Here is a 23,482-nt window from a genome sequence, read left to right on the forward strand (position 1 = left end):
GGATGTGCGGCGCGGGGGATGCGCCGGACGGCAGCGCTGGTTGATGCGAGGTGTGACGAGAACATGACGCTGGAACGGCAGGCTTCGATTGAGCGCGTGGACCATGTGATGTATTGCCGCGGCCGGTGGGTTCTGCCGAATGTCGCCGACCTCGAATGCCAAGCCGGCGCGCTCGGCTGGCCCGAGAGGGGCGGTGTGATCTATGACGCGAGCGAGATTACCGCGATGGACACAGGTGGGGCGGTGCTCTTGTGCCAGAGTCTCCGTGCGGCCGGTCGGGGTGGACGAACGGTGTCGCTCCAAGGCCTGCCAGCGCAATTCGCCGCGTTGCTCCACATGGTCGAGACTCAGTCGCTGAACGTCTCCGGAGTGGTCCCTGCGCAAGGGGGATGGATCGAGCGAGTGGGACGGGCCGCGTGGCATGAGCTGGAGTCCGGCAGGCGCGGTCTCGCCTTTCTTGGCGAGAGCACCGTCGCCTTTCTGCGCGTGCTGCGCCAACCGGGGTCGCTGCGCTGGCGTTCTCTCTTACGGATGCTGCAAATCGACGGGGTGAATGCCTTGCCCATCACGGGCTTGCTGACGTTTCTCATCGGCGTGGTAATCGCCTATCAGGGCGCCGAGCAGCTACGAAAGTTCGGAACGAACATTTTCATCGTCGATCTGGTGGGCATCTCGTTGCTTCGTGAGATCTCACCCTTGATCGTGGCTATTCTCATTGCCGGCCGGTCGGGATCGGCCTATGCGGCCGAGATCGGCACCATGAAGGTGACGGAAGAGCTGGATGCCGTGCGGACGCTGGGCATCTCTCCGATGGCGCTGCTCGTCCTTCCGCGGGCGCTGGCGCTGGTCGTCGCCTTGCCGTTGCTGACGGTGTACGCGGATGTGCTGGGAGTCTTCGGGGGAATGTTGATCGCTTCGAGCCAGTTGAATGTCGGCTTTACGGAGTTTGTTTCGCGCTTTGAAGACGCGGTCGCAGTCCGCCACTTTTTCATCGGAATCGCCAAGGCGCCCTTCTTCGCCATCATCATTGCGCTGGTCGGATGCTACCAGGGATTCCAGATTCGCGGCGGGGTGGACGATGTCGGGCGGCATACGACCATCAGTGTGGTGCAGAGCATTTTCCTGGTCATTGTGTTCGACGCGATTTGCAGTATTTTGCTGAACTGGTGGGATCTCTAGCGGGATGTTGAAAATGACCTCCAGCGTCGTTCTCGCATCGTTCAGACCCTCAACGTATGGAGTCTACTGGAGGCAAAGTACCTATCCGCTCGCAGGTGATCGAAGCGAGCGGAGCAAGCGAAGCTTGGTCTGTACCTCCTCGGCTTCTCACTCGCTGCGGCCTTGCCCGTGGAGCGGCGCGTCTTGGCGCGCCGGGGCTGGGCGGGTGAGATCGGCGTCCATTTTGAACATCCCTCGTGATCCGGAAGGGGAGTGGCTGTGACGTCCCTTGCTGCAACTGAAAGACCGCAATCGGTTATCGAGGTCAGCCATGTGGCGACTCGGTTCGGCCAGGCCGTGGTGCACGCGGATGTGAGCCTTTCGGTCCGGCGCGGCGAAGTCTTTGCAATTGCGGGCGGCAACGGGTGCGGGAAATCGACGCTGTTGCGTGAAATCGTCGGGCTGCTCACACCCTCGTCCGGGTCGATCCGCCTGTTCGGCTTAGACAGTCGGGCGCTGGAAGAATACGACGGTCGCCCGATCCATCGGCGGTTCGGGGTGATGTTCCAGCAAGGGGCGTTGTTCAGTTCGTTCACACTGGCGGAAAATGTCGCGGTGCCGTTGCGGGAATTTACGGGCCTGAGCCCGCAACTGATCCGTGAGATTGTGGCCGTGAAGATTGCGATGGTGGGATTGCCGCCGGACAGCGCCACCAAGTTTCCCAGCGAACTGAGCGGCGGGATGCGGCGGCGGGCGGCGCTGGCCCGGGCGATCGTGATGGATCCTGAATTGTTGTTCCTCGATGAGCCGACGGCGGGTCTGGATCCGATCATCGCCGCGGGATTCGATGATCTGGTGCTCTCCCTGAAGCGCCTGTTGGGACTGACGGTGGTCATGGTGACGCACGATCTGGATTCGCTGTGGCGCATCGCCGATCGGGTGGCGGTCTTGGGCAACGGAAAGGTTCTCGGTGTCGGGACGATGCAGGAGTTGTCGCAGTCCGACGACCCCGTCATTCGTGAATATTTCCAGGGCCAGCGGGGGCGGGCGGCGCAGGAGCAGGCGGCTTGGAATGTGCGAGACAAGTGAGGGATGCGGGGCAAGCGTCAACCGTCAAGCGACAAACGGTCTGCCGCATTGTACCCGATTGACGAATGACGATTGACGTATGACGGGAAATTAGCATGGAACCGAAGGTGAATTATTTTCTCGTGGGCTCCTTTGTCGTCGTCCTCGGCGCGGCGATGGTGATCGGCATGTTCTGGCTGGGCAAAACAGACTACCGCGGCGTGAATGACCGATACGAAGCGTTTATGCGGGAGTCCGTCGCAGGGTTGAGCGTGGATTCCACGGTCAAGTATCGCGGTGTGGACGTGGGTCGGGTGAAGGCCATCACCTTGAACCAGAGCAATCCAGAAGAGGTGCTGTTGACGTTGGATATCGCGCGCGGGACGCCGATCAAGACCGATACCATCGCCGTCCTTGAAACGCAGGGGCTCACAGGACTGGCCACGATCAACTTAACCGGTGGCAGCCGCGATGCCCCTCCGCTGCAGGCCGAGCCGGGGCAGGAATATCCGGTGATCAAGACGGGGCCATCCTTGTTCTTTCGGCTCGATGAGGCGGTGTCTAGGCTCTTATCCGAAAAGGGGCTGACTAAACTGCTCACCGATCTTGATGTGTTGGTGAAGGGGGCGTCGGAGGTGGTGGATGAGGAGAACCGCGTCCGGTTAAAGCAGACGCTCAAAGACCTGTCCGAGGTGGCGCAGACGATCTCCGCGCATAAGGATCGACTGGATCGCGGCCTGACCGGCGCGGAGCGGAGCGCGGACAACCTCGCCAAGATGACCCTGTCGCTCAACGAGCAGGTGCCGTTGCTGCTTGCGCGGATCAACAAGAGCGCCTCGTCGCTTCAGCGGCTGACCGACGAGTTGGCTGTGACGAGTAAGGCCGTCGGGGCGTTGGTCAACGAGACGAAGCCTGAGGTGGAGCAGTTCTCACGCCAGACCTTGCCGGAGTCGAGTCTGTTGGTGAGTGAACTGCGGCAATTGACCGGAACCCTCAATCGCGTGGTGCGTGATCTGGAGCGGGAGCCGAACGCGCTGGTGTTCGGGAAACCGGCGCCGCGCCGCGGACCCGGCGAATAGGGAGGCACGGATGAAATCGTGGTTTGGACGAATGGTGTCGATGATGCTGTTATTGACGGCATCGGGCTGTTTCTCGCCTCGGGGCGATGCCCTTCCGGTTCATACCTTTCAATTGAGCGCGGACGGAGGGTCTGATGAAGGGCGTCCCGCTTCAGTGGATGGGCCGGTCTTGTTGATAAGCCTGCCGCAGGCGGAGCCCGGGTTCGAGACGCAGCGGATGGTCTATGTCACGCGGCAGTTCGAGTTGGAATACTACGCCACGAATCAATGGGCCGAGAGTCCCGCGCGCCTGTTTGCGCCTTTGCTGGTGCAGTCGGCCGGTCGAACCGGTGACTGGCGCACGATCGTCGCCTTGCCGAGTTCCATTCGCGGAGACTATCGGTTGGATGTGGCGGGGTTCTCCGTCCAGCAGGAGTTTCTGCAACGGCCGAGCCGCGTGCGGATGACGCTCCGCAGCCAGCTCGTGGATCTCAAAGAGTCTCGCGTCGTGAGCACGAAGACCTTCGAAGCGGTGGCCCAGGCCCCGAGCGAGGATGCTTACGGGGGGGTGTTGGCGGCGAATCAGGCAACCACGACCATACTCACGCAGGTCACGTCGTGGCTCCACAGCTGTGTGCGGCATCAGCCGGAGTGCAATCGGTAGATGAGTGGCAGGCTATCAGAAGCGGGGGATAAGAAGATCATGATGGATTTCCGTATGCAGATGATCGTGGTCGCCGTGATCGGCTGGTGGCTGGCGATGGCTATCCCAGGATTTGCTGCAGGCGAGGTGAATCTCCATCGAGGGAAGCAGGTCTATGAGAAATACTGTCTGGCTTGCCATGGATCGCAGGGGAGAGGGGACGGCGCGACGCAGTTTGATCCGCCGGTGGCGGATCTGACGTCGAGCGAGGTCCTGGTGAAACCCGATTCACGGTTACTCCGAAGCATTCATGACGGCCGGACGAATACGGCGATGGACGCGTGGAAGTCCACTTTGTCGGATGACGCGATGCGCGATGTGCTGGCCTATATCCTGACGTTTCCCCGATGAAGATGACGTGATCGAAGGAATGGCTGTTGTGTCATGAGAGCCTCATGGATAACCGGGTTGAGTTTCGGGTTGACGTCCGGTGTGATCACCACATTGGGGTTGATGGTCGGATTGAATTCCGGGACGCATTCCCGTCCTATCGTCATCGGCGGGATTCTGACGATTGCGATCGCCGACGCCATGTCGGATGCGCTTGGCATCCATGTGTCGGAAGAGTCGAAAAATAATAGCCCGGCCACGCAGATCTGGGAAGCGACCGTGGCCACGTTTCTGGCCAAATTCGTGATCGCCCTGACCTTTGCCGTCCCGGTTCTGCTGGCGCCGCTCGATCAGGCCATTCTCATCAGCGTCATGTGGGGCCTGTTCTTGTTGGCAGGGCTCAGCTTCTTTATCGCAAGGACGCAAGGAATCGCCCCCTGGAAAGTCATCGGCGAACACCTTGTGATTGCGCTCTGCGTGGTGGCTCTCACGCATGCGGTCGGGGATTGGGTCCGGCTGTATGTGGCGGACGGGAGGCCATGATGACTGCGGCGACGGATCGCTCCGATCTTGATCCTACCTATGAGCGCCTGCTGATGCTCTGGACCTCCGGGGTGCGCGACTATCACACGATGCTCTCCGACTATCTGACGGCGCATTCCATTTTCGTGGCGGTGATCGGCCTGATCGTCTCGCGGGGATTGCTGCCGTTGTCGTTCACCGTGTTGATTGCGCTTCTTTGCGCGTTTGGCGTGTTGATGTGTCTCCAGATGGCGATCGTGCTTGGGCGATTGTCAGGCCAGAATGCCTTGTGGGAGTGGCGATTACGCGGGATCGAACAGTCTCCCGGCTGGGATCGGCAGAAACTGGTCATGAGCCTCTATCAGCTCCAGGAGACGAGGCTGCCTATACAAGATCCCCTGAACGAGCCGCCGGTATTCTTGCCGAACTGGGCGTTCCGTCAACACCGGCAGTGGTGGGCCCATCGCGCCGTCAGCTTCCCCTGGTTTTTCGGATCGGTGTATGGAGTGTTTTTTGTCTGGGCGGCGACACAGTTAATCCGACTGATTGCAGGCGGGTCACCCTAATATCGCAGATGACGGGGGAGATATGTGGAAATCGTCCATCGTCCTGACCGGGCTGTTCGGCGTGCTGTTATTGTTTCACGCCACGCCTCTGCATAGTTTGGGCGAGCAGATCCCGGTGGATCAGACGCATCGTGTCGTCATGCATCTGAACTCCGGCGATGAGAAAGTTCAGCGGGGCGCGCTGAACAATATCCGGCACCTCTATCAGGAGGTGGGGCGCGAACATCTTCAGTTGGAACTGGTCGTTCACGGGGTCGGGCTGACGTTGCTCGCAACGGGTGCGACGGCATTCAGGCAGGATCTGGCGGACTTGAAGGCGGAGTATGGCGTGCGGTATACCGCCTGTTCGAATACGATGAAAGCGATGAAGCTCGTACGTGAGGATTTGATCCCGGAAGTCGGGGATACCGTTCCGGCGATGGTCCGGCTGATGGAGCGGCAGGAACAGGGGTGGGCCTATATCAAGCCTTAGCGGAGAGCTCATGGCTTATAGCTGATGGCTGGAAGCAGGGACTAGGAGGAAGCATGGAATCGAAACCGAAAGTGTATCTGTATCACACGGCGGTGAAATGGACGGAGCAGCGCAAGGGACTGATCTCCTGCTCGGGCAAACCCGATGTGCAGATCGCGACGCCGCCGGAGTTCAAGGGGCACGACGGCATCTGGTCTCCTGAGGATCTATTCGTCGCGTCTGCCAATATTTGTTTGATGACAACGTTCTTGTCAGTGGCGGAGCGAGCCGGTCTGGCCTTTACTGCCTACGAGAGTGCGGCTGAAGGAAAGCTGGAATTGGTCGAGGGCAAGTTTCAGTTCACGGCCATCACGCTGAAACCGGTGATTACGCTTCCTGCCGGAGGGGATGCCGCCAAGGCGAAGGAGCTGATCGAAAAGGCTGAAGCCAACTGCCTGATTTCCAACTCCATGAAGGCTAAAGTCAGCTTGGAAGCGACCATCCGATAATAGGATGCTGAAAAATGGGAGGGGATGGAGCCTGATGATCTTCTGTGCTCGCGCAACGCGTAGCCTCAGAAGGCCCTCGTTGGATGTGCGCAGTGAAGGACCATCTGTCAACGACGTACAGTGCCGGGTCACGCGATGACCCCGGCGGCCCCCGTCAATACTTATCCAATCTTCCATTTCTTTCCGAGACAGGATACAGTACACCCATGGCTCCATCCACACAGCAACTACTGAAGGATGCGCTGCAACTGCCGGATCAACAGCGAGCGGAATTAGTGGTCGGGTTGCTCGATAGTCTGCCGCCAGCGGAACCGGGGCAAGAGCGCTCTGATGCGCAATGGCTTGCGGAGATTGAGCGCCGCGCACGAGCGGCACAGGCCGGAGCTGACGGCATATCCTGGGAAGAGGCGCGCAAGCAGGTGTTGGATCGCCTGCCCAAGCGGTGAAACCTGTTGGCCTCTCGCCTGAGGCCGTGACGGAGTTGGCAGAAGCCGTCTCCTGGTACGAAACCCGCCAACCTGGACTCGCAATCAGATTCCTTCAAGAAATCGATCAGGCACAACGCGCCATACAATCCCGTCCCCTGTCGTTCCCCCGCCTCGCAAATACCGCCGTTGATCTAGAGATTCGACGAGCCTTGCTCCCCCGATTCCCCTATGCACTCGTGTTTCTTGAACTCCAAACAGAAATCCGCGTGCTCGCACTTGCCCATGCCAAGCGCCACCCCGACTATTGGCTCAATCGCCTGCACGCTACCTGATCCTAACAGTGGGTCAGCAGGCTAGATGAAGATTGAGAAGAAGACCGGACTGTTCCTCACCAATCGTAACCCACGCCAAATCTTTCGGAGTCTTACTCACGACATAAACGATGGCGGACAAGGTCAAACAATGACCCCAGTGCTTCCTCTGTTGGATCGCATATTAACCTCGCTCATGGATGCCTCGTCACAGCTCTCCCTTGAACGCTTTGTCGAGGATGGAGGGCAGGAGCGCGGCGAGTTCGGCAGCGGTCTCAGTCTGCAGTTTCTTTAGCGCATTCACCTTGGCCTGCAAACCGTCGAGATGAGCGACGATGTGGTGCTGCACTGAAAGCGGTGGAACTGGAATCGAAAAGTCTAACAACTTGGGAGTCTCCAGCTTACGGGTATCATGCGTTGACTTCTCAACAAGGTTCAAGATGTTGGAATTGAATGCCCAGAAAAATGCACATAAAAAATCAGGTAATAGCTCGCTGGTGGGTATAAGTGCCTTCATGTCCTGATTGATGGCAGCGGGAACTCGAAGCACTGCGGACGGAAAAGTATGCACAAGGATCATCCCACGAACAACAACGAGCACGGCACCTGGAGCAAGCAGTTTGGCTGCCGTTTCTGTTGTTGCGCGTTCGGATATGTGGTCAATAGAGGCACGAATCTCTCGCACCTTCATGTCTTTCGGTGTGACCCACGGAATTGAACCGTCCCAATAAAATGGATCTGACTTCGACGGAGTACCTCCACGCGAATGGTCACCACCTCGCTTAGCGGTCGCCTTGAAAACTTCTCCATGGAAACATTGAGGAGAGCACTAGATCCACTGATACCAAGTGAACTGGTCTCCTTGATGGCCTGCTGCCGAATTGTGCTGACCTCTTCAATCATGGCGGCCAGGGATTCGATACGCGCCACGATTCGTCGCTGCTCTGCGAGAGGAGGGAGAGGAACTTCCTCATGAAGAAATCGATCCTCTTGAAGGCGTATCCGATTAGTTGTCCCCTCGCTGGCCTGCTTGCAGATATCCACAAATGCAGGAGTTCGGCCCATCCAGCCGAGATAGGGAGGAATCACACGCTCAGCGTTGAGTGCAAAGGTTGGGAAGTCGGTACTCACGACCGCTCCGTCGAGCGATTCAGGAACGAGACCAATCGCACCGTTTCTGGCATCAATCCGAGACAAGATGAATTGGTTCGCTCGTACGCGTAGTCGTCTGCTCGAAGCAATCTCTGCGCCGATCACTTGGCGACGTAGCACAACGCCCTTGCCCCAAAGTCGAACGGTTACCTCGTTGTACTGCTTTTCCGGGTCGAGAGCGACCCAGTCTTCAGATTTGGTGAGAATTTCTCCGAGCGGCACCAATGGCCACTTGCTCATGTTCCACCCTGTGCGAGCAAGGTCTTTATCTGAGATATGAGATCGCAGATCTTCGTTTCCTTGCGGAGGATATCCTCCGCAAGGACATCGGGGGGAAGATGCTCAAAGTCCACTTTGCCGCGAGGGTTCTTGATGTCGAGGTTACAGCCATTTTTGAGAATGGCGGAGGCGGGGACTTTCCAGGCACGATCGTTCTCTTTGCGCTTGTGCCACCAGGCGATGCAGTCTGCAAACGCCTCGAACTGAATCGGCTGGGTCTTGGTGTAGTTTTTTCGGTCTTCGGGGAGTAGCTGCTCGTAGTACCAGACAGTTTTTGTCGGGCCGGATCGATCGAAGAACAGAAGATTCGTCGGAATGCCTGTGTAGGGAGCGAAGACGCCATTGGGAAGACGGATAATGGTGTGGAGGTTAAGTCTTTCAATAGTTCTTCTTTGATACGGGCGCAGACGCCGTCGCCGAAGAGGATACCGTTCGGAACGACCACGCCCGCTCGACCGCCTTTTGAGATTTGAGATTTGGAATCGCGACTTTCTGAAGGGGCGCCAGGGCGGCGAAGCTTGCGCATAATGAGCTGGAGAAAGAGCAAGGCAGTTTCGGAAGCCTGTTTGTCTTCGGGAAAATTAGAGAGGATGCCGCGCTCTTCTTCGCCGCCGAAGGGGGGATTAGTCAGGATGATGTCCACACGATCTTTATCGCCGATTTCTTTCAACGGGAACCGGAGGCTGTTGAGGGGATCGATCTTGGGCGTTTCCAAACCATGCAAGAGGAGATTCATTTGCGCGAGCAAATACGGAAGCGGTTTAGCCTCCCCGCCCAGGAGGCTCTCGGATTGGAGGACAGCATAATGCTCGGCCCGCTTGCATTGCTTTCGCAAATGATCGAAGGCTTCGACTAAGAAGCCGCCAGTGCCGCAGGCGGGATCGAGAAGCGTTTCGCCCAATCGTGGGTCGGTGACCGTAACCATGAAGCGGACGACAGCGCGCGGAGTGTAGAACTCGCCAGAATCGCCAGCGGCGTCGCGCATTTCTTTCAGCATGGACTCGTACAGATGGCCGAGGGTATGGATTTCGCCGGAGGCGGTAAAGTGAATGCCGTGGACTTTATTGATGACGTCGCGGAGGAGATAACCGTTGATCATACGGTTGACGGTGCCTTTGAAGACGGTAGCGACCACGTCGCGCCGGTCTCCGCCGTTCGCACCCTGAAGGCTGCGGAGGTAGGCGAAGAGGCCGGGGCCTTTCTTGCCGTCGGGACCGCGGGCTTCTTCGTTGTTCACGAAGGCGATCAATTCGTCGCCGGTGATGCCGTCGGGCTTGGCAGCCCAGTCGCGCCAGCGATAGGGCGATTCGATGGTATGACGGAAGCGTTTACCGGCGAGCTTGGCGTCGGTCTCGCGGATCTGCTCCAAATCATCCAAGAATTTGAGAAACATGATCCAGGTGAGCATGGGCAGGCGGTCGAGGTCGCCGTTGAGCCCTTTGTCCTTGCGCATGATGTCGCGCGCAGACTTGATGAGGCTGCCGAGTTGCTGGGCGGTTGTGAGGGGGACCTTCGATTTCATATTTCCATTTCAGGAAAATTTCAAATTTCAAATCTCAGATTTCAGATTGTTTTGGGTCTGATTGGCGGATACGGTCGAGTTCTTCAAGGAAAGCGTCTTGATCCTTCTTTGCCGCAGTGCGGGCTCGGGTACTGTCGTTCAGATGTCGCTGGCCGGTGATGCCGGCGTTCTTCAATTGTTCGATCCAGCCATAGAGCTGCCGTGAAATGTTCTCGGCAGCTGATCTCATATCACAAATCTCAGATTTCAGGAGGGAGAACTCGGAGACGCGTTCTAGGAGGCAATGCATGGATCGCACTTCACCGGCAGAACCACGGGCGATGTACAGAAAGGCGAGCAGTTCGTTCGTGCTGCCGCGTTCGAAGCCCTCTGCGACGTTATTCGAGATGGAGAGCGTGGCGCGCTCCAACTGATCGCGCAAACCGGCGTGGCGACGGAAGGCTTCGTGACTGGTGAAGGCGTAGGTTCTCCTGGCTAGCTCAATGGCCGCTTGCCACACGGGGAGATCTTCGAAACGTCGATACTTCATCGCGTCCCGCGATTCGTAATCTCAAATCTCATATTGCACATCGCATATTTGAGATCTGAAATCTGTGATTTGCCTATGCGTTTCGCTATGCCGCGTAGAGCAGAGTCTGCAATTGCACGACCGCTTGGCGCAAGTGGTCTGGTCCGCCGAACAGACTGGCAATTTCCAAGATGTTCCCCCGTTCGGAGATCGGCGGGACATGCAGCACATCCGGCAAGATAAATTGCGCCGTTCCATGTTCGGCATACTTCTCCAGCAGGTCGTTGAGAATCACCTTGGCTTCGGAGCCGTATTGGTCGAAGAAGTCCTTCTTTTCTTTCTTCAGCCGGTCCGCCCTCTCACGCCTGGTCCGCAATGGCGCATTGAACGCCACGTGGCAAAGCAAATCGAACGGGTCTGCCTCCGGGTGATTGGCAGCCGCCGCCAGATTGTCGAAATCGATGCCACGTTCTTCTAGTCGCCGAATAATTTCCGATCGCTTCTCAGGGTCAGCCCATTGCTCGCGCAGTTCCGGCGCGGAGGGATAGAGGGTCCGTACTTTGTCTGCCGCGTACTCGGTAAACTTGACCACGCGCAACTGCTTTCCGTCCGGATCGAGCTCATGGACGATATGCGCGACAATCTCGACCTGCCCACCATCAAAATAATATTTTCGGCGCTCCCCTTCTCTGTCATCTGAGATTTGAAATGTGTCTTCCTTCTCCGCCATGACCGGCTGCTCTTCGACGATCTCGTAGGTCTTTGGCACCGTCTCTCCTGCTTCATCGACCTGCTCTTCGGTGATCAAGACCGGATCGCCGTCGAAGTCCGGATCGGCAAAGAGGCGCGTGGCGGAGCCTGTGTAGTCCAGGATATTGAAGTACAGTTTGCCGTAATCGTCGCGCACGCGCGTGCCGCGCCCGATCATCTGCTTGAATTCGGTCATCGAATTGACGACTCGCGCCAACACGATGTTCTTGCACGTCGGCGCATCGACACCGGTCGTAAGCAACTGCGATGTCGTGAGGATCACCGGCGTAGCAGTTTCTAATTCTTGGAATCGGCCCAAATGCCCGCGCCCGATGTCGCCTTCTTCCGACGTTACCCGACAGACGTAATCGGCATGTTGCCTGGTCAAATCCGTATTGAGGTTGTTCAGGGCTTGCCGCATCTCGTCGGCGTGCGGCTGATCCACACAGAACACAATCGTCTTGGCAAAACGGTCTGTCTTCTTCATGAAATCCGTCAGGTGGCGCGCGATGGCCTGCGTCCGCGCCCGTAGCGCAACGACTCGCTCAAAGTCCTTTGTAGGATATTCGTCGTCTGGAATCGCGCGCCCGTAGCGATCGAGGTCGCCCTGGCTTGGCCGCCATCCTGCCGCGTCCCATGTGCTGACTACCCGATGCACTCGGTAAGGAGCGAGGAATCCATCGTCGATGCCCTGACGGAGGCTGTATGTGTAGATCGGATTGCCGAAGTAGGCATAGGTATCGCGATTATCCTCTCGCAACGGCGTGGCCGTCATACCGAGCTGATAGGCCGGTTCAAAATAGTTCAGAATCTCCCGCCAATTGCTTTCATCGCGCGCGCTTCCCCGATGACACTCGTCCACGATGATCAGATCGAAGAAATCGCGGGCATATTCCTTATACAGGCCTGGGCGGTGCTCATCCTTGGCAATCGCCTGATAGATGGCGAAGTACATCTCGCGGCCCTTGTTGACCTCGCCGTTCTCAATCTTCCAGCGCGCATCGCCGAACGGAGTAAAAATCTTATCCTTGGGATCGTCGATCAAAATGTTGCGGTCGGCTAGGTAGAGGATTTTCGGACGGCGATATTCTCCGGTCCGATTCCAGCGTGCCTGCCACAGCTTCCAACAAATCTGAAACGCAACCACCGTCTTCCCCGTCCCGGTCGCCATCGTCAGCAGAATGCGTGGCCTCTTCTGGAGAATCGCTCGCACCGTTCGATTGATGGCAATGTCCTGATAGTAGCGGGGGCTCTTTCCGGAGAGATGGTTGTAGGGCGTAAGCAGCTGGTCTGCTGCGGTCGCGTCTTTCAGACGTTCGTCTACACAGAGGCGCTTCCAGAGTTCATCCGGCGCTGGGAACGTTTCAAGCTGCCGCTCTTGCCCAGTGAGAAAGTCGAACTCGACGATCCCATGCCCATTGGTTGCATAGGCGAACTTGAGATCGAGGATCGCCGCATACTCCTTCGCTTGTTGCAGTCCGTCACTCGGTGTTTTGTATGCCGCTTTGGCTTCAACAACGGCTATGACGAAATCGCGCGTGTAGCGCAAGAGATAGTCCGCTCGTTTCTGTGCCCGGCGGCGGACTTTTTCGCCAATTAAGACGATCCGACCATCTGTAAATGTTTTCTGTTCGGTGAAGGAGCGTGGGTCGTTATCCCAGCCCGAAGCAATGAGCTTCGGGAGGACATATTTTCGGCAGGTGTCAGCTTCGTTGATCATGCCTCAACTGCAGACGGAAGGCTTAGAATGTCGCCGCAGAATACCCGTTTCGCAGCTCGAAATCATCACGCCTTTTAGAATGAGAAGGGGGGCAGGCGCCGTTCGGAAGCGGCGCCAGTCCCCGTATGGTTCCTTGCCGCAGCGATAGGCCCAAAGCAAAGGAGCTGATCGAGAAGGCCGAAGCGAACTGCCTGATTTCGAACTCCATGAAGGCTCACGTCACCCTCGTCCCAACCATTCGTTAATTTTCTCGTATTGGGGCATCCTGGGACAGTGTGTGAAAGCCGGCCTGGGGTGTTTCTCGCCAGTTGAAGTTCCTGCGTCCATCCGTCCTTCAGGTATTGAAGCTAACCTGCTGAGATCATAGAATGGATTTGTTATCTGATTTTCACGCCGATGGCACATCGCTCGCATTGTCTCCTTCGCAGGCTCATGAGGTCGTATGCGTGTTGTCGGAATCATAGTCAGCCTTTTGATCGGGACTGTCTCGGCCGGATTCGGTGGCGGCGGATTGAAAGATCTTCCGGCTCCGGGGAAGGACTCTGATGCCGTGACCGGTCGAGAGATCTATTCCAATACCTGTATTCGCTGTCACGGGATCGACGGCAAGGGAGCGATGGGAATTCGCCTCGTTCCAAAGCCGGCCGACCTCACTTCCCCGGGCATTCAGAACCGTTTGGATGCCAGTCTCTTCAAGCGGATTCACGACGGCAAGCCCAATACGGCGATGGGGGCATGGAGTACGGCGTTATCAGACGACGAAATCTGGGATGTGTTGGCCTATGTGCGGACATTGAAGCAGGGGCCTTGAGAATGAGCGAATCTTTTTAGCAGATCCTGACTCCTATGAATGCAAAGGGTACGCTGGGTGGCGAGCTTAACCGGGAGGTGTCGTGATGGCATGCAATGTTGGAGGGGTTGAACGACCCATTCGAATCGTTGTCGGAGTCATTGCCCTGGGAATCGGAGCTTTTGCGGGATTGCCGCCGGTGGGTACCGGGGTGGCGCTCGTCGTTGGGACCATTGCCCTGGTCACCGGGGCTATTGGATTCTGCCCGCTCTGGACTGTTTTCGGGATCAATACCTGTCCGGTCACCCCTGGGAAGAAGGGCTAGCGGGGAGGCAATGCGAATATATCTCTGGACATGCGTCATTGTGGTTGGGTTCCTGGTCGGTGAAGGTGGATGCACGCCAACCCCGAAGGTCGTTTCGACTCTTGAGTCCGGCCATAGGGGTGACGGGTTAACTTCCGCCGACATGGTGTTTGCGCCGCCATCGCCGGAGCTGATCCCCGGCGATCAACGAGGCGAGCAGATTCGCTTAGGCTACAAAATCGTAGTCGATACGCAGGACTATGGGCGGCCCTATGTGGGCAATCGGTTGAATTGCACGAACTGCCACCTCGATGCCGGAATGAATCCGAACACCGCCTCCTTTGTCGGCATCAGCCGGTTGTATCCGGAATATCGTGCACGGGCCGATCGTCAGATGTCCTTGGCCGACCGCATCGGCGAATGTTTCGAGCGCAGCATGAACGGCACAGCCCCTCCCCCCGATAGCTCGAAGCTCCAGGCCGTCGTGGCCTACATCGAATGGCTTTCGCAAAACGTCCCGCCGGGTAGTACGGTGCCATGGCGCGGGATTCCACGTCTGACCTCCGGTCACGTTCCAGATCCCGTGAACGGGAAAAAGCAGTTCGCCACGAAGTGTGTGTTCTGCCATGGAGCGGATGGACAGGGGACCATGGCCGGGCCGCCGGTCTGGGGGCCGCATTCTTACAATATTGCGGCAGGGATGGCTCGTATCACGGTGGCGGCGCCGTTCATCAAGTCCAATATGCCGAGAGGCTGGGGGTGGACACTGACCGATGATGAGGCCTTCGATGTGGCGGCCTATGTGAACAGCCAGCCGCGTCCGGATTTCCCCGGCAAGCAACACGACTGGCCGAAGGGCGGCAAACCGGCGGATGTGCCGTATTAAGACGTGAAACGTCAAACGTCATGCGTGAGAGGAGGCCGAAGGATAAGTTTCGAGAACGCTTGACGCTTGACGATCAGGATAAGACCAATGACGAGTGACGAATGACGCACGGCACACAGGAGGGCCTCATGAAACTCCAAGTGGCGTATCACGGAGGTATGCGCTACGACGTCACCAGCGGTCGGCATCGTGTGGTGACCGATCAGCCGGAAGAAGATGGCGGCCACGATGCGGGGATGAGTCCGGTCGAACTCTTTGTCGGCTCGGTCGCCAGCTGCGTCGGGTACTTCGTTGGGCAGTTCTGCGCGCGGCATGACATTTCCCGTGACGGCCTCGGGGTGGATGCCGAGTGGGAGATGGCCGAGGGACCGCATCGCGTGGGGACGATCGCACTGGTGATCCGGTTGCCGCATCGTCTCACGCCGGACATGAAAGAGCGCTTGTTGAAGGTCGCCCACGGGTGCACGGTACACCAATCCCTCTCCGGCTCTCCGGTCGTCACGATCCAACTCAATCCTCATGCCCAGGGAGTACATCCATGAGGAAGTCCGTGTCATCCTCCCGTCGAACGCTGTTCAAGCGGATAGCCGCTATGATCGGCGGGCTCGCGGTCTGGCGTCAGATGCGACCGGCGCTGGCCCAGCAGGCGGTATCCCCGGAAACCGGTCCGCAGACCGTACGCGTGATGCGACCGTACGATGCGGAAACGCCCGTGCGCGAATTCACATCATATGTGACCCCCAATCATCGGTTTTTCGTGCGAAGTCATTTCGGGCCGCCCGCGCCCGAATTGATTGCCGAGGCCAATTGGCGGCTGCATGTCGGGGGATTGATCGAACATCCGCTGGAACTCACGCTCAAGGATCTCAACGCGTTCGAGCGGGTGACGATCACCGCCGTCGTCCAATGCAGCGGCAACGGGCGCGCGTTTCATCGTCCGAAGGTGCCGGGTGTGCAATGGGAGCGCGGCGCGGTCGGCAATGCGCAATGGACCGGTGTGCGGCTGCGGGACGTGCTGGCCAAAGCCGGCCTACGGCCGGCCGCGAAGCACGTGCAACTCCAAGGCGCTGATCGCCCGGTGGTGTCATCGGTCCCATTATTTACGCGTAGTATTCCGCTGGAGAAAGCCGTTCATCCGGACACGATCCTTGCGTATGAGATGAATGGACGCCCCTTGCCCCTGTTGCATGGCGCGCCGTTGCGGGTGATCACGCCGGGTTGGATGGCGGATTCCTGCACCAAGTGGCTGACCGATATCACGGTCCAGGCGGATGAAGCCAAGGGGTATTACATGCAGACGGCGTATCGTGTGCCGGTCACGGCAATTCAGGCGAACTCCGGTCTGCCTGGCACCTCGATGGTGCCAGTTGAAGCGATGGTGGTGAAGTCGCTCATCGCCTCGCCCGTCAACGGCGATCAGGTCGGGCGAGGACCGGTCACTGTGCAGGGCGTGGCCTGGAGCGGAGAAGCCGCTGTGGCGACCGTGGAGCTTTCGTTCGACGACGGCAAGACCTGGGAGCCGGCGCGGCTGGTCGGCGAAGACGAGCCCTATGCCTGGCGGCAATGGCAGTTCCTGTGGAAGCCCAAGGGGGCCGGGGCCGTGACGATCCTTTGTCGTGCGACGGATGCCGCGGGACAGGTTCAACCTCAAGAGAGCCCGTGGAATCCCAGCGGGTTCTTGTGGAACGGGTGGGACAGCGTGTCTGTGACGGTGCAGATACGATGACGCGTATCTCGGTGCTCATCGGCGCAGTGCTGTTGGGAGTTGCCGGTGTGGCCGCGATGACGGCGGCGCAGGAAGACGATCTGGCGACGGTGAGCGTCGCGCTGGCGCCGCGTGCCGAAGGGCTGATCGTGGCGCGTTGCTCGGTGTGCCACAGTCCGGATCTGGTGGCTCAACAGCGCTTGCCGAAAGACCGCTGGGCAGCGACCGTCGACAAGATGAAACATTGGGGGGCGGAGATTGCCGATGATGAAGCCGACCTGCTCGTGCGGTACCTGTCGGCCCGTTATCACCCGGCTGCGCCGGATCATCTCCCGCCGCTCGATCAGGAATTGAGAAAAGCGGAGCCGCTGACACAGGAGCCGGCGGACACCGGTCCGCTCGTCGGCGTGGCGACAAGAGGGGCGGGCGTTTTCGAACATAATTGCCAGGCCTGTCACGGCGCCGGTGCGACCGGCGGGATGGGGCCGAAGCTGGCGAAGAATCCGATTCTGAAACATGACGATCTGTTCTGGGAGACCGTACTGCATGGGCGAGGGCCGATGCCGGCCTGGGGATCGGTGTTGAGTCAGCAAGATATTGCCGACGTACACACATGGTTACTGACGAAGTAGCGGGTAGTCGAGCTCACCATAGAGGAAAGGAGCGGTCATGAACGTGCGACGGAGCGTGGTAGTCGGAGGGGCGCTGCTGACATTGGTGGGGTTGATGTCTACCCCACGGTTGTTGTTCGGAGCCGATCAGCCCAAGGCCAAGGAGCTGATTCAGCAGAACTGCGTCCAATGTCACCGGATGGAAGGGCAGGCTGAATCCCGTTTCAATCTCAAGGCGCCCGATCTCATCTGGGCCGGGAGCAAGTATAACCGGGCCTGGTTGATTCGCTGGCTGACCGGCAAAGAAGCGCCCCTGTACGTCAAAGGGTATCGCTGGGATCAATCGCAGGAAGCGCATAAGCATGTGACCGTCTCGGAGGCCGAGGCCAACGGGATTGCCGATTACCTGGCCGAACACAACAAGGATCCGCGTGTGAAAGTCGGGGCCTTCGACACAGCGAAGGTCTCCAAGTATGAAGTGGCGTTCGGCGGGATGGCCTACAAGGCGCATGCCTGTCTCGGCTGTCACACGGTCGAGGAAAACGGGAAACTCATCGGCGGGCAGCAAAGCATCGCATTGGAGAAAGCCGGTCAGCGGTACAACATGGACTGGCTGTTCCGCTTCGGGCAGAACCCGCAGGATTTCATCATTCACACCGGTGAATTTGTGGCCGATGCCACGGAACCGCAATTGCGCGCGGTGATCGGATATCTGGCGGCGCAAGGGGTTCCGGACTTCAAATATTACGAGCCCTGGACGAGTCAGGAATTTTCCAAGGCCAGCTCCGGACGCGGCAAAGTGATTTACAAAGAATACTGCATGCAATGCCACGGAGCGACCGGCAAGGGCGACGGGCCGGCTGCGGCCACGATCGAGCCGAAACCCGCGATCCATGCCAACATCAACTTCAGCGAGGTGCCGACTGAGTATCTGTACAACATGATCAATCACGGCGGGGCGGCGATGGGCAAGTCCGCCAATATGCCCTACTGGGGACATACCATCGGACAGCAGGGCGTGGCCGATGTCATGGCCTATTTGAAAACGACATTCAAAGGGCCGAAGTAGCAGGTTGTTGATAAAGGCTGCCAGCGGCGTTCTCGCAGCGCTCAGAGACTCAACGTACCGCAGAGAGTACGCTTCGTCTCTTCGCTTGCTGCGGCCTTGCTGGACCGCCTTTCTGAACAACCTGCGTGAGACCTAGGACTTCGTGAGGCGTGAATAACGTCTGCGGGATGCGCACGGCGAGTGAGAAAGGGGCAATTGATGGCGACGTTTATTATTTCTGGCAGCCGAGGCACGGATGATCCTACGATGGCGACACTCCCGTTTGTCGCGGCAAAAGCGGCCAAAGAGCAGGGACACGACGTGGTGCTCTGGCTCTGGAACGAAGCGGTGACGCTGGGACGGAAGGGTACGGCCGATCATGTTCATGGTGTGAATCTAACACCGCTAAAAGACTTGCTTGCCGGGGTACAAGCTGCAAATATTCCCATATGGGTCTGCGGCGCCTGTGCGGTGGCGAGGCAAATCGGTGGAGCTGATCTGGTCGCAGGTGCATCAATCAAGGGGATGCCCGACTATATCAAGGCTGTAGCCGAGCGTGATCGCAGTGTCGTGTTCTAATTCGTGGATTGAGTCTAACGCGGGGGGATGTCATGGCTGGTGAAGACGAGTCGGCCGGTAAATCGGAGAATAGAAAAGTGAGTCGAGCTGATCGGGATGCCGAGGCGATTGCCGGTAACGATGGCGAGTTGCTGGCCGATGAACTGGAAGCCATTCCGACAGCGATCCCCCAGCAGGGCGACGGCTACCGTCAGGCACAGAGCAAGGCCGTCGATCAGGTCGCGTATGCCATCGGTGTCGCCGGGCATGCGTTGACGGATGACGACTTGATTCGCATCAACACCCGCAGGGGGTTGTTGACGCTCCTGAAGCGGAAAGAAGTGGATCTGGAGGAAGTCCGCAAGACGTTGCTCTACGAGCAGGAATTGCGGCAGCTTCAGGTCGAGCTGGTTCGATTGCAGCGGTGGGTGCAGGAGAGCGGGCAGCGGATTGCGATTCTGGTCGAAGGCCGCGATGCGGCAGGGAAGGGCGGTACGATCCGCCGCTTTACTGAACATCTGAATCCTCGCGCCATGCGAGTCGTCGCGCTCCCCAAGCCGTCGGATGAAGAGCGTGGCCAGTGGTATTTCCAGCGCTATATCCGGCAATTGCCGAACAAAGGCGAGATCGTCTTCTTCGACCGCAGTTGGTACAACCGCGCCGTCGTCGAACCGGTGATGGGGTTTTGCAGCAAGAAGGATCATCAACGCTTTCTGCAGCAGGTCACCGAGTTCGAACATATGCTCTACGAAGACGGGGTGACCATCATCAAGTTCTGGTTCTCCATCTCCAAGGATGAGCAGGCCAAACGTTTTGAGGCGCGTCGACAGAATCCCCTCAAGCAGTGGAAGCTGAGTCCGGTCGATGAGAAAGCGCAAGAGCTCTGGGATTCCTACACGCGCTATAAAGAGGAAATGTTCAGCAAGACGCACGCGACCTTCAGCCCCTGGATCATTGTGAAGGCGAATGACAAGCAGTCTGCGCGGTTGGAGAGCCTGCGGTATGTGTTGAATCTTCTGCCCTACAAGGGCAAGGAAGAGACCCAGATTCGCCTGACACCGGATCCCAATATCATCACGCGCTTCCATCGCAAGATGGTGGAGCTCGATTTGTGAGGAGTAGGATGACGACGATGACAATCACACGTGTGCTGGCGGCTGTTCTAGTTTGCGGTGTCGTGAGTGCGTCGGCCTTGTCGGCAGCTGAGCGACCCATGATGCAGCCGCGCGTGCCGGCTGACAAGCTGGCGGAAGCGCGCGCATTGGCGAGTCCGTTGCCGAATTCCGCCGAGATCGTCGAGAAGGGCAAGGCGCTCTACAACGGCAAAGGCACGTGCTTCAATTGCCACGGCAAAGACGGATCGGGCAACGGTATGGCGGCAGTCGGTCTCGATCCCTCGCCGCGTAATTTTCAACACCATGGATTCTGGCGGCATCGGACGGAAGGCGAGATTTACTGGGTCATCAAGCACGGCTCGCCCGGCACGGCTATGATCGGATTCGGCGATCAACTCAGCGATGAGGAGATCTGGTCCCTCATCCAATACGAGCGAAGCTTTGCCGGAGAACATGGGCCAGGCATGATGGGGCACAGAGAAGGCATGGGCTCCGGAATGGGACCCGGCGGAGGGATGGGCGGCATGGGACACCGCGGACCGAAAGACGGGATGGGGTGCCGTGAAACGGAGAGCTGCGAGAAGTAAGAGGAGCTCTCTGGTCGGGCTGGACGATCGTCTGTACCCATGTGCGTCGCGCTGATGTAAGCCCTCGCCCCAATAGTCCGGACTCTCATAGGCCGTCGACTGCGGGCCGGGAGAAGCGGTTATCGCCGACCCCGAAGTCCTGGCCGTGCCTCCCCTCACCGATCTCGAATCTGTCAGCCCAATCCAGCAGGATAACCACTTCATCGGCATGCCTGCACCTCTTCTCGTGCGGCCTCCGGTTATTAAATTACCGCTCTTCGTAAATGGGGTATCTTGCGCCATCGATAGCCTCGCGTCTGGGGCAATAATCTGCACGCCATTGCATAACGCCTCTCTCTCTCTCTCTCTCTCTCTCATAACCAGCTCAATCAAGTAGTTGGGTCCTGGTGCTATTCTGTGAAGCCTACGCACAGAGAGAGGTATGACTCTTGCGCTCATTGAAAATTGTCAGCCTATCGAGTGATTGTGCAGGCGATGTGCGAATCCTATTCAGTCTCGAAGACTCACATGAATAGGCAGGGCATTTGAGAGGATTCAAGAGTGCCCGTTTCTTCATTCACCAATACCAAGGAGGGGTTCATGTCTACGTTATCCAGACCGGGCGTTCCTGTCGGAGGCTTCAAGACAGTGGGGCAGGTGCATGCGACGAACGATCTCGTATTTGGCCGGACACACAATGCGATGGGTGTGGCGGTGGAACTGCTGACAACGCATACACCGGGTGCGCCGGTTGTCGATGATGCGGGACAATTTATCGGCTTCGTGAGCGAGTTCGACATTTTGCGCGCGCTGAGCGCGGAGAAGGATCTGAATCAACTTACAGCCGGAGACGTCATGGGGAAGGATCGAATTGCTGTGACCGATGAGACGAGCATCGAAGACGCCCTCAAGCTGATGGATGAGAAGCGGCTGCTGAACCTTCCGGTTCAACGCAATGGAAAGGTGACCCATTCGATCACCCGCCACGACATTCTGCGGGCATGGATCGGATTGGGCGTCGATATCGAGAATCCGGCAATGTAATCGCGCGACCGGCGTGCGCGTGGCGGCACCGCAGTCGATGGGCTGCGGCGCCGCCGGGTGTGGAGTGGTCGGCCAAGGAGGGCATGATGAATTTGTTCACAGGAATCGGTTCCGCCGTGATAACCGGACTCGTCCTAGGAGGCTGTTCTTCCTATCACACGGGCAAGCTGAGCGCTCCGCTGCACGCGAACGCGGTCATTGCAGGGCCGGGGATCACGGGGGAGGCGCGGCTCTACCAGGAGTATGAAGGCCGTGTGCGGATCAAGCTCAATCTGCAGGGGACGGCAGACAGCAAGCTGACGTCGGGGTTGCATGCCATCCATATTCATGAAACCGGAAACTGCGAGCCATTCTCGGCTGCGAAGGGGCACTTCGACGGCAACAGCGATTCGCAAGTCAATCCCGAGGCGAATGTCAGCCCCGGCCTCGGCAATCATCCGTATCACCTCGGAGATCTCCAGAATCTCTCCGTCGATGAGAATCGAAACGGGTCGCTCTATACCATCACGAGCCGCGTGACGCTGTCGGACGGATTGAATTCGTTGTTCGACAAGGACGGGAGCGCTTTCATCATCCATGAGTTGCAGGATAAGTATCTGCCCGACCCGCCGACCAAAGATGCGCCGGGCGGTCCGCGGATTGCCTGCGGCATCATCGTAAAACGGTAATGCCTGGGGTATGGAGGACCTGAGATGGATCAGCATTGCTCGCGCGTGAACGGACGAGTCGCGGTGGTCATCGGTTTCGTACTCTCGATGACGGCGGGGCTGGTTCTGGCCCAGTCCCGAATAGGGCTTGCGGCTGATCCCGGAGAGCAGATCGTGAAGTCGCTGTGCGTGCAATGTCATCGGATTGAAGGGAAGCCCGCCCCGCGCAAAACGAAGAAAGCGCCCGATCTCATCTGGGCCGGGAACAAATATCAGCGAGACTGGCTGGAAGGGTGGCTCCGGAATCCCGACTTCAAACATTACCCCGTCGGCTACGACTTTCGCCCGGAGCGCAAGAAGCGGCACCTGGCCTTGCCTGCCGATCAAGCGAAGGCGGTGGCGGGGTTTCTTGCGAAGCGGAAGGACGCTCGCATCACCGAAGGTGTGATGAAACCGAGCACGCCGGAACAGTTGGAGCGAGGCCAGAAGTTGTATCGGGAGCATGGCTGCCAGAACTGCCACTTCACGCCGGCGAAGACGGCAAAAGGGTATGCGGGAGGGACGGCAAGCACATCCTTTATCAAGATCAATGAACGTTTGTATGCGGATTGGGTGTACCGCTTCAATCAGAATCCGAACGACTTCGAGCCGGAGAGCGGCGCCTATATCCCGAAGCCGCCGCTGCCGGACGAAGATATCTATGCAATCACGGCGTACATGATGACGCTCAAGTAAAGAGATGGAGCGTCGCGGCTGAAGCATGTATGGCGACATGAACAGGGCGCTTTACGCGACGCGGGAGGACGACAATGCGGCTGACAAGTGTGTTGAGTTTGTGTGTATGCACGGTTGTGCTGGGATTTACGCAGATGACTATGGCGGCTTCGCCCAAGGGCGATCCTGATGCCGGCAAGAAGATCTATCTGGAGAGTTGCCAGAGTTGCCATGGTCCGACGGGGAAGGGTGACAGCGACATGGCCGCTTATTTGACGCCTCCGCCCGCCAATCTTGCGGCCAAGGCGACCCAGGCGAAGACCGATGCGCAATTGCGAAAGGTCATTCTGGAAGGGCGGCCCGGCACGGCGATGTCGAGTTACGATGGAGCGTTTGAAGAGGCGCAACTAGCCGACCTGCTGGCCTATATCCGATCGCTTAAGCCGTAATGTGCAACGA

30 protein-coding genes are annotated in these 23,482 nt (G+C 58.3%); 25 read left to right on the forward strand and 5 right to left on the reverse strand.

What is annotated here, in order from left to right:
* Window positions 1-63: 63 nt before the first annotated feature.
* From Q8N04_11795 to Q8N04_11845, 11 genes are all read left to right on the forward strand, one after another.
* Entirely contained in the window at window positions 64-1,179 is a 1,116-nt protein-coding gene (locus Q8N04_11795; GenBank protein ID MDP3091356.1) for an MlaE family lipid ABC transporter permease subunit, read from the forward strand.
* Between the two features lie 258 nt (window positions 1,180-1,437).
* Window positions 1,438-2,247: an ATP-binding cassette domain-containing protein gene (locus Q8N04_11800; GenBank protein ID MDP3091357.1), complete on the forward strand. Its 810-nt coding sequence runs from the start codon at window positions 1,438-1,440 to the stop codon at window positions 2,245-2,247.
* Window positions 2,248-2,342: 95 nt separating this feature from the next.
* Window positions 2,343-3,305 carry an MlaD family protein gene (locus Q8N04_11805; GenBank protein ID MDP3091358.1) on the forward strand — a complete coding sequence of 321 codons (963 nt, stop codon included), beginning with the start codon at window positions 2,343-2,345 and terminating at the stop codon, window positions 3,303-3,305.
* Window positions 3,306-3,315: 10 nt separating this feature from the next.
* Window positions 3,316-3,948, forward strand: a complete 633-nt coding sequence (locus Q8N04_11810) for an ABC-type transport auxiliary lipoprotein family protein (GenBank protein MDP3091359.1) — start codon at window positions 3,316-3,318, stop codon at window positions 3,946-3,948.
* Complete coding sequence (locus Q8N04_11815; GenBank protein ID MDP3091360.1) at window positions 3,949-4,338, forward strand: c-type cytochrome; 390 nt, start codon at window positions 3,949-3,951, stop codon at window positions 4,336-4,338.
* 33 nt (window positions 4,339-4,371) lie between these two features.
* Window positions 4,372-4,860: a hypothetical protein gene (locus Q8N04_11820; protein MDP3091361.1), complete on the forward strand. Its 489-nt coding sequence runs from the start codon at window positions 4,372-4,374 to the stop codon at window positions 4,858-4,860.
* A complete protein-coding gene (locus Q8N04_11825) occupies window positions 4,857-5,405 on the forward strand; it encodes a hypothetical protein (GenBank protein ID MDP3091362.1) in 549 nt (182 codons plus the stop codon). Before Q8N04_11820 ends, Q8N04_11825 begins: the two co-directional genes overlap by 4 nt.
* A gap of 22 nt (window positions 5,406-5,427) precedes the next feature.
* Window positions 5,428-5,877 (forward strand): DsrE family protein, encoded by a 450-nt coding sequence (locus Q8N04_11830; GenBank protein ID MDP3091363.1) that lies wholly within the window; start codon window positions 5,428-5,430, stop codon window positions 5,875-5,877.
* 53 nt (window positions 5,878-5,930) lie between these two features.
* Window positions 5,931-6,365 (forward strand): OsmC family protein, encoded by a 435-nt coding sequence (locus Q8N04_11835; protein ID MDP3091364.1) that lies wholly within the window; start codon window positions 5,931-5,933, stop codon window positions 6,363-6,365.
* Window positions 6,366-6,571: 206 nt separating this feature from the next.
* Window positions 6,572-6,811, forward strand: coding sequence for an addiction module protein (locus Q8N04_11840; protein MDP3091365.1), 240 nt, complete (start codon window positions 6,572-6,574; stop codon window positions 6,809-6,811).
* Window positions 6,808-7,125 carry a type II toxin-antitoxin system RelE/ParE family toxin gene (locus tag Q8N04_11845; GenBank protein ID MDP3091366.1) on the forward strand — a complete coding sequence of 106 codons (318 nt, stop codon included), beginning with the start codon at window positions 6,808-6,810 and terminating at the stop codon, window positions 7,123-7,125. The genes Q8N04_11840 and Q8N04_11845 overlap by 4 nt, the downstream gene beginning before the upstream one ends.
* 187 nt (window positions 7,126-7,312) lie before the next feature.
* Here Q8N04_11845 and Q8N04_11850 read toward each other — a convergent pair whose 3' ends face one another.
* The 5 genes from Q8N04_11850 to Q8N04_11870 form a co-directional block, all read right to left on the reverse strand.
* On the reverse strand, window positions 7,313-7,795 hold the full coding sequence (locus Q8N04_11850; GenBank protein MDP3091367.1) for a restriction endonuclease subunit S: 483 nt from the start codon (window positions 7,793-7,795) through the stop codon (window positions 7,313-7,315).
* Window positions 7,792-8,496 (reverse strand): restriction endonuclease subunit S, encoded by a 705-nt coding sequence (locus Q8N04_11855; GenBank protein MDP3091368.1) that lies wholly within the window; start codon window positions 8,494-8,496, stop codon window positions 7,792-7,794. Before Q8N04_11855 ends, Q8N04_11850 begins: the two co-directional genes overlap by 4 nt.
* Before the next feature lie 25 nt (window positions 8,497-8,521).
* Window positions 8,522-10,057, reverse strand: coding sequence for a class I SAM-dependent DNA methyltransferase (locus Q8N04_11860; GenBank protein ID MDP3091369.1), 1,536 nt, complete (start codon window positions 10,055-10,057; stop codon window positions 8,522-8,524).
* A gap of 34 nt (window positions 10,058-10,091) precedes the next feature.
* The gene (locus Q8N04_11865; GenBank protein MDP3091370.1) at window positions 10,092-10,556 is read right to left on the reverse strand and encodes a four helix bundle protein; all 465 of its coding nucleotides are present in this window, start codon (window positions 10,554-10,556) and stop codon (window positions 10,092-10,094) included.
* A 115-nt stretch (window positions 10,557-10,671) separates the two neighbouring features.
* Window positions 10,672-13,035, reverse strand: a complete 2,364-nt coding sequence (locus tag Q8N04_11870; protein ID MDP3091371.1) for a DEAD/DEAH box helicase family protein — start codon at window positions 13,033-13,035, stop codon at window positions 10,672-10,674.
* 442 nt (window positions 13,036-13,477) lie between these two features.
* Between Q8N04_11870 and Q8N04_11875 the strand changes: the two genes are divergently transcribed.
* The 14 genes from Q8N04_11875 (at window position 13,478) to Q8N04_11940 (ending at window position 23,472) form a co-directional block, all read left to right on the forward strand.
* Entirely contained in the window at window positions 13,478-13,846 is a 369-nt protein-coding gene (locus Q8N04_11875) for a cytochrome c (protein MDP3091372.1), read from the forward strand.
* A gap of 85 nt (window positions 13,847-13,931) precedes the next feature.
* Window positions 13,932-14,150 (forward strand): DUF2892 domain-containing protein, encoded by a 219-nt coding sequence (locus Q8N04_11880; protein ID MDP3091373.1) that lies wholly within the window; start codon window positions 13,932-13,934, stop codon window positions 14,148-14,150.
* 10 nt (window positions 14,151-14,160) lie between these two features.
* Window positions 14,161-15,015 (forward strand): c-type cytochrome, encoded by an 855-nt coding sequence (locus Q8N04_11885; protein MDP3091374.1) that lies wholly within the window; start codon window positions 14,161-14,163, stop codon window positions 15,013-15,015.
* Window positions 15,016-15,143: 128 nt separating this feature from the next.
* Window positions 15,144-15,557 carry an OsmC family protein gene (locus tag Q8N04_11890; protein MDP3091375.1) on the forward strand — a complete coding sequence of 138 codons (414 nt, stop codon included), beginning with the start codon at window positions 15,144-15,146 and terminating at the stop codon, window positions 15,555-15,557.
* The gene (locus tag Q8N04_11895) at window positions 15,554-16,741 is read left to right on the forward strand and encodes a sulfite oxidase (GenBank protein ID MDP3091376.1); all 1,188 of its coding nucleotides are present in this window, start codon (window positions 15,554-15,556) and stop codon (window positions 16,739-16,741) included. Before Q8N04_11890 ends, Q8N04_11895 begins: the two co-directional genes overlap by 4 nt.
* The gene (locus Q8N04_11900; GenBank protein MDP3091377.1) at window positions 16,738-17,352 is read left to right on the forward strand and encodes a c-type cytochrome; all 615 of its coding nucleotides are present in this window, start codon (window positions 16,738-16,740) and stop codon (window positions 17,350-17,352) included. The genes Q8N04_11895 and Q8N04_11900 overlap by 4 nt, the downstream gene beginning before the upstream one ends.
* Before the next feature lie 37 nt (window positions 17,353-17,389).
* Window positions 17,390-18,400: a c-type cytochrome gene (locus Q8N04_11905; protein ID MDP3091378.1), complete on the forward strand. Its 1,011-nt coding sequence runs from the start codon at window positions 17,390-17,392 to the stop codon at window positions 18,398-18,400.
* A 198-nt stretch (window positions 18,401-18,598) separates the two neighbouring features.
* On the forward strand, window positions 18,599-18,958 hold the full coding sequence (locus Q8N04_11910) for a DsrE family protein (GenBank protein MDP3091379.1): 360 nt from the start codon (window positions 18,599-18,601) through the stop codon (window positions 18,956-18,958).
* Between the two features lie 32 nt (window positions 18,959-18,990).
* Entirely contained in the window at window positions 18,991-20,052 is a 1,062-nt protein-coding gene (gene ppk2, locus Q8N04_11915) for a polyphosphate kinase 2 (GenBank protein MDP3091380.1), read from the forward strand.
* An 8-nt stretch (window positions 20,053-20,060) separates the two neighbouring features.
* Window positions 20,061-20,639 (forward strand): c-type cytochrome, encoded by a 579-nt coding sequence (locus Q8N04_11920; GenBank protein MDP3091381.1) that lies wholly within the window; start codon window positions 20,061-20,063, stop codon window positions 20,637-20,639.
* 579 nt (window positions 20,640-21,218) lie between these two features.
* Complete coding sequence (locus tag Q8N04_11925) at window positions 21,219-21,662, forward strand: CBS domain-containing protein (GenBank protein MDP3091382.1); 444 nt, start codon at window positions 21,219-21,221, stop codon at window positions 21,660-21,662.
* 83 nt (window positions 21,663-21,745) lie between these two features.
* Window positions 21,746-22,330 carry a superoxide dismutase family protein gene (locus Q8N04_11930; GenBank protein MDP3091383.1) on the forward strand — a complete coding sequence of 195 codons (585 nt, stop codon included), beginning with the start codon at window positions 21,746-21,748 and terminating at the stop codon, window positions 22,328-22,330.
* A gap of 24 nt (window positions 22,331-22,354) precedes the next feature.
* Window positions 22,355-23,044, forward strand: a complete 690-nt coding sequence (locus tag Q8N04_11935; protein ID MDP3091384.1) for a c-type cytochrome — start codon at window positions 22,355-22,357, stop codon at window positions 23,042-23,044.
* A 74-nt stretch (window positions 23,045-23,118) separates the two neighbouring features.
* Entirely contained in the window at window positions 23,119-23,472 is a 354-nt protein-coding gene (locus Q8N04_11940) for a cytochrome c (protein ID MDP3091385.1), read from the forward strand.
* Window positions 23,473-23,482 lie beyond the last annotated feature (10 nt).

This window comes from Nitrospira sp., from assembly GCA_030692565.1.
Lineage (GTDB): Bacteria > Nitrospirota > Nitrospiria > Nitrospirales > Nitrospiraceae > Nitrospira_D.

Bases quoted from the DNA above. Each gene is read 5' to 3' on its own strand.
- Q8N04_11895 (MDP3091376.1), top strand. From the start codon at position 15,554: ATGAGGAAGTCCGTGTCATCCTCCCGTCGAACGCTGTTCAAGCGGATA.
- Q8N04_11920 (MDP3091381.1), top strand. From the start codon at position 20,061: ATGACGACGATGACAATCACACGTGTGCTGGCGGCTGTTCTAGTTTGC.
- Q8N04_11890 (MDP3091375.1), top strand. From the start codon at position 15,144: ATGAAACTCCAAGTGGCGTATCACGGAGGTATGCGCTACGACGTCACC.
- Q8N04_11875 (MDP3091372.1), top strand. From the start codon at position 13,478: ATGCGTGTTGTCGGAATCATAGTCAGCCTTTTGATCGGGACTGTCTCG.
- Q8N04_11830 (MDP3091363.1), top strand. From the start codon at position 5,428: ATGTGGAAATCGTCCATCGTCCTGACCGGGCTGTTCGGCGTGCTGTTA.
- ppk2 (MDP3091380.1), top strand. From the start codon at position 18,991: ATGGCTGGTGAAGACGAGTCGGCCGGTAAATCGGAGAATAGAAAAGTG.
- Q8N04_11805 (MDP3091358.1), top strand. From the start codon at position 2,343: ATGGAACCGAAGGTGAATTATTTTCTCGTGGGCTCCTTTGTCGTCGTC.
- Q8N04_11815 (MDP3091360.1), top strand. From the start codon at position 3,949: ATGAGTGGCAGGCTATCAGAAGCGGGGGATAAGAAGATCATGATGGAT.
- Q8N04_11850 (MDP3091367.1), bottom strand. From the start codon at position 7,795: ATGAAGGTGCGAGAGATTCGTGCCTCTATTGACCACATATCCGAACGC.
- Q8N04_11870 (MDP3091371.1), bottom strand. From the start codon at position 13,035: ATGATCAACGAAGCTGACACCTGCCGAAAATATGTCCTCCCGAAGCTC.
- Q8N04_11820 (MDP3091361.1), top strand. From the start codon at position 4,372: ATGAGAGCCTCATGGATAACCGGGTTGAGTTTCGGGTTGACGTCCGGT.
- Q8N04_11925 (MDP3091382.1), top strand. From the start codon at position 21,219: ATGTCTACGTTATCCAGACCGGGCGTTCCTGTCGGAGGCTTCAAGACA.
- Q8N04_11930 (MDP3091383.1), top strand. From the start codon at position 21,746: ATGATGAATTTGTTCACAGGAATCGGTTCCGCCGTGATAACCGGACTC.
- Q8N04_11910 (MDP3091379.1), top strand. From the start codon at position 18,599: ATGGCGACGTTTATTATTTCTGGCAGCCGAGGCACGGATGATCCTACG.
- Q8N04_11900 (MDP3091377.1), top strand. From the start codon at position 16,738: ATGACGCGTATCTCGGTGCTCATCGGCGCAGTGCTGTTGGGAGTTGCC.
- Q8N04_11835 (MDP3091364.1), top strand. From the start codon at position 5,931: ATGGAATCGAAACCGAAAGTGTATCTGTATCACACGGCGGTGAAATGG.
- Q8N04_11840 (MDP3091365.1), top strand. From the start codon at position 6,572: ATGGCTCCATCCACACAGCAACTACTGAAGGATGCGCTGCAACTGCCG.
- Q8N04_11825 (MDP3091362.1), top strand. From the start codon at position 4,857: ATGATGACTGCGGCGACGGATCGCTCCGATCTTGATCCTACCTATGAG.
- Q8N04_11940 (MDP3091385.1), top strand. From the start codon at position 23,119: ATGCGGCTGACAAGTGTGTTGAGTTTGTGTGTATGCACGGTTGTGCTG.
- Q8N04_11935 (MDP3091384.1), top strand. From the start codon at position 22,355: ATGGATCAGCATTGCTCGCGCGTGAACGGACGAGTCGCGGTGGTCATC.
- Q8N04_11905 (MDP3091378.1), top strand. From the start codon at position 17,390: ATGAACGTGCGACGGAGCGTGGTAGTCGGAGGGGCGCTGCTGACATTG.
- Q8N04_11795 (MDP3091356.1), top strand. From the start codon at position 64: ATGACGCTGGAACGGCAGGCTTCGATTGAGCGCGTGGACCATGTGATG.
- Q8N04_11860 (MDP3091369.1), bottom strand. From the start codon at position 10,057: ATGAAATCGAAGGTCCCCCTCACAACCGCCCAGCAACTCGGCAGCCTC.
- Q8N04_11885 (MDP3091374.1), top strand. From the start codon at position 14,161: ATGCGAATATATCTCTGGACATGCGTCATTGTGGTTGGGTTCCTGGTC.
- Q8N04_11810 (MDP3091359.1), top strand. From the start codon at position 3,316: ATGAAATCGTGGTTTGGACGAATGGTGTCGATGATGCTGTTATTGACG.
- Q8N04_11855 (MDP3091368.1), bottom strand. From the start codon at position 8,496: ATGAGCAAGTGGCCATTGGTGCCGCTCGGAGAAATTCTCACCAAATCT.
- Q8N04_11880 (MDP3091373.1), top strand. From the start codon at position 13,932: ATGGCATGCAATGTTGGAGGGGTTGAACGACCCATTCGAATCGTTGTC.